Source organism: Streptomyces sp. NPDC002835, from assembly GCF_053591995.1.
In genome coordinates this window covers 1-2,998 of sequence record NZ_JBSFUW010000111.1, presented here as the reverse complement: position 1 = coordinate 2,998, position 2,998 = coordinate 1, and the positions used below count along the sequence as shown (strand labels likewise).

1 protein-coding gene is annotated in these 2,998 nt (G+C 70.8%); it reads left to right on the top strand.

Going from position 1 to position 2,998, the window contains the following annotated elements; genetic code table 11:
- A partial coding sequence (locus ACWD01_RS37330; RefSeq protein ID WP_451168424.1) for a type I polyketide synthase occupies window positions 1–2,998 on the top strand: 2,998 nt, incomplete at both ends.

The following is a 2,998-nucleotide window of genomic DNA, read 5'->3' as shown; positions in this document are numbered from 1 at the left end:
GCGTTGGCGGCTGCCGGGCTGTCGGCGGCCGATGTGGACGTGGTGGAGGGGCACGGTACGGGTACGCCGCTGGGCGACCCGATCGAGGCGCAGGCACTGCTCACCGCATACGGTCAGGACCGCGAACACCCCCTGCTGCTGGGCTCCGTGAAGTCGAACATCGGACACACGCAGGCGGCCGCCGGTGTGGCCGGTGTGATCAAGATGGTGCTGGCGATGCGGGAGGGTGTGCTGCCGCGCACCCTGCACGTGGACAGGCCGTCCAGCCACGTCGACTGGACGCCCGGAGCCGTCAACCTCCTTACAGAAAACGCGACGTGGCCCGACACGGGCCGGCCGTGGCGTGCGGGTGTCTCCTCGTTCGGCCTCAGTGGCACCAACGCACACGTCATCCTGGAACAGGCGGTCGAAACACCGGTCGAACCGACCGAGGCGATGGTCGTGGCGCCGCAGGTGGTGTCGGGCAGGTCGCAGGCCGCGCTGGATGCGCAGCTGGAGCGGTTGTCGAAGGTGACGGGTTCCGCGGTCGACCTGGGCTTCTCGCTGGCGGCCTCACGGGCGCGCTTCGCGCACCGTGCGGTGCGCGTGGACGGCGCCGAGATCGCGCGCGGAGTGGCCCGCGAGCAGTCCCTCGCGATGATGTTCTCCGGCCAGGGCTCGCAACGGCTGGGTATGGGACGGGAGTTGTACGCGCGGTTCCCGGTGTTCGCGGAGGCCTTCGACGCGGTCTGCGCCGAGTGTGACGTACCGGTGCGGGAGGTGGTGTGGAGTGAGGACGGGGATGCGCTGAACGGAACCATGTTCGCGCAGGCGGGTCTGTTCGCGGTGGAAGTGGCGTTGTTCCGGCTGGTGGAGTCGTTGGGTGTGTGGCCGGACTTTGTGGCCGGGCACTCGGTCGGCGAGATCGCGGCCGCTCATGTGGCGGGGGTGTTGTCGCTGGCGGATGCGTGTGCGCTCGTGGCCGCCCGAGGCCGGCTGATGCAGGCCCTGCCCGAGGGCGGCGCGATGCTCGCCGTCCAGGCAGCAGAAGACGAAGTCCGGCCACTACTCGCCGAGTTCGTGTCCCTTGCCGCGGTCAACGGCCCCACCTCACTGGTCGTCTCCGGCACGGAGGACGCCGTCGAGAAGATGGACGCGCACTTCAGTGAACTGGGGCTGAAGACGTCCCGGCTGCGAGTGTCGCACGCGTTCCACTCGCCGCTCATGGACCCGATGCTGGACGAGTTCCGCGCGGTGGTGGAAGGGCTGTCGTTCTCCGCGCCGCGGATTCCGATGGCCACTGATGCCGCGCTGGTGTGCGACCCGGAGTACTGGGTGCGGCACGTACGGGAGACCGTACGGTTCGCCGACGACATACGCGCCCTACGTACGGCAGGAGCCACAGCCTTCGCAGAACTCGGCCCCGACGGAGTCCTGACCGCCCTCGCCCAGGAGATCCTGAGCGACGAGGACCCGGCGGACATCACGTTCACGCCGGTGCTGCGCAGGGGCCGGGGCGAGGAAAGCACGCTCGTCGACGGGCTGGCACGGCTGTACTGCGCGGGCGTGGAAGTCGACTGGGCACGGCTGTACGAGGGCACGGGCGCCCGACGGGTGGACCTGCCGACGTACGCCTTCCAGCGCGAGCGCTACTGGCCCGTGCCGGCCGTCCGCACGGGCGACGTCGCGGGTGCCGGCCTTGCCACGACCGGGCACGCCCTCCTGGGTGCGGCCGTCAGCCCCGCCGATTCCGGCGGCGGCATGCTGCTCACCGGCCGGCTCACCCTGGCCGCCTTGCCCTGGCTCGCGGACGCCTCCGACGGCGGGCAGCCCGTGGTCTTCCCGAGCGAGGGCCTGCTGGAGATGGTGCTGCGGGCCGGCGAACAGGCCGAGTGCGAGCACATCGGCGAACTCACCCTCACCGACCAGCCCCTCGTCCTGCCCGAGACGGGCGCCGTGGTCGTCCAGGTCACGGTCGGCGCCCCGGACGAGACCGGCGCGCGCACGGTCGGCTGCTACACGCGCCACGAGGAGACGCCCGACGCACCGTGGACCTGCCACGCTAACGGACGGTTGACCCCCGAGGGCGCCGCCCTGGACCTGACCGGCGACGAACTGGTCGTTGACGCCTCTCTGCCGGTCCGTGGCGAGGACGCAGGGCTCTACGGTCTGCATCCGGCGTTGCTGGCTGAGGTGGTGCGGGAGGTTGTGGGGGAGCGGGGGTTGGTGCCGGTCTCCTGGCGTGGGGTGTCGTTGCATGCGGGGGGTGCGTCGGTGGTGCGGGCGCGGATCGGCCGTACGGGCGAGGACTCCGTATCGCTGGTGCTGGTGGATGCAGCGGGCGAGCCGGTGCTGACGGTGGCGGAGCTGGTGCTTGGAACCCCGGCGGTAGCGCCTTCGGGGGTGCCTGGGCGGGATGGTTTGTTGTGTCTGGAGTGGGTGCCGGCTGAAGTGTCGGGGGCGTCTGCTGTCGCGGATGCGGGATTGACGGTCTTTCCGGTGGCCGGTGGTGTGTCGCCTGAGGCGGTGCATGAGGCTGCGGCTGAGGTGCTGGGCGCGGTGCAGGAGTGGCTGGGGCGGTCTGATGCTTCTTCCCGTCTGGCTTTTGTGACGCGGGGTGCGGTGTCGGGGTCCGACCTGGCGGGTGCTGCGGTGTGGGGTTTGGTGCGGGCGGCGGAGTCGGAGAATCCGGGTCGGTTCGTGTTGGTGGACGTCGAGGGTGGTGGTGAGTTGCCGGTCGCGGAGGTGCTTGCGGCGGGTGAGTCCCAGGTGCTGGTCCGTGACGGCGTCGTGCATGTGGGCCGCCTGGCCCGGCTCGGTACCTCACTCTGTGTGGTGGAGTCCCCGTTGGGGGACGGAACGGTTCTGGTGACCGGTGGTACAGGTGGCCTGGGTTCGGAGGTCGCTCGGCATCTCGTGGCCGTGCATGGGGTGCGGACCCTGTTGCTGCTGTCGCGCCGGGGGCTGGATGCTCCGGGCGCGGTCGTGCTGCGGGACGAGCTGATCGCGGCGGGTGCCG